1 protein-coding gene is annotated in these 560 nt (G+C 72.1%); it reads left to right on the top strand.

What is annotated here, in order from left to right:
• The coding region (locus tag DDE10_RS23235; protein ID WP_284734854.1) for a methyl-accepting chemotaxis protein at positions 1–560 on the top strand (560 nt) is incomplete at both ends.

Below are 560 nucleotides of genomic sequence, written 5' to 3'. Positions count from 1 at the left end.
GTCGAGCGGGCGGACCAGGCGATCTCCACGGTCGATGGCGGCCGATCGATGGCGGACGAGGCGGTCCAGGCGATGGGCCGGGTCTCGGAGAGCGCCAAGGGCATCGACAGCGTCATCGAGGGCGTCGACAAGATCGCCTTCCAGACGCGCGTCCTGGCGATGAACGCGGCGGTCGAGGCCGGCCGCGCCGGCGAGGCGGGCCGCGGCTTCGCGGTCGTCGCCGACCTTGTCTCGGCGCTGGCGATGCGCGCCGAGGAGGAGGCCAAGCGGGCCCGCGACCAGCTCACCGTCACCCAGGCGGAGATTGGCACGGCGGTCGGCGCGGTGCAGAAGGTCGACAGCGCGCTGGCCGGCATCTCGGAAGGGGTGAGCGAGGTCCACCACCTGCTCGGCACGATGGCGTCGGACAACCAGGCCCAGGCTTCGGCGATCACCCAGATCAGCGCCGCGGTGACCAATATGGACCAGTCGACCCAGCAGAATGCGGCGATGGTCGAGGAGACCTCGGCGGCCGCCCGCAACCTGTCGGGCGAGGTCGAGGCGCTGGCCGAGCAGGCCGG

It is taken from the genome of Sphingosinicella terrae, from assembly GCF_003347635.1.
Taxonomy (GTDB): Bacteria; Pseudomonadota; Alphaproteobacteria; order Sphingomonadales; family Sphingomonadaceae; genus Allosphingosinicella; species Allosphingosinicella terrae.
The sequence above is the reverse complement of the archived record's forward strand: the minus strand, read 5'-3'. Positions and strand labels throughout refer to the sequence as shown.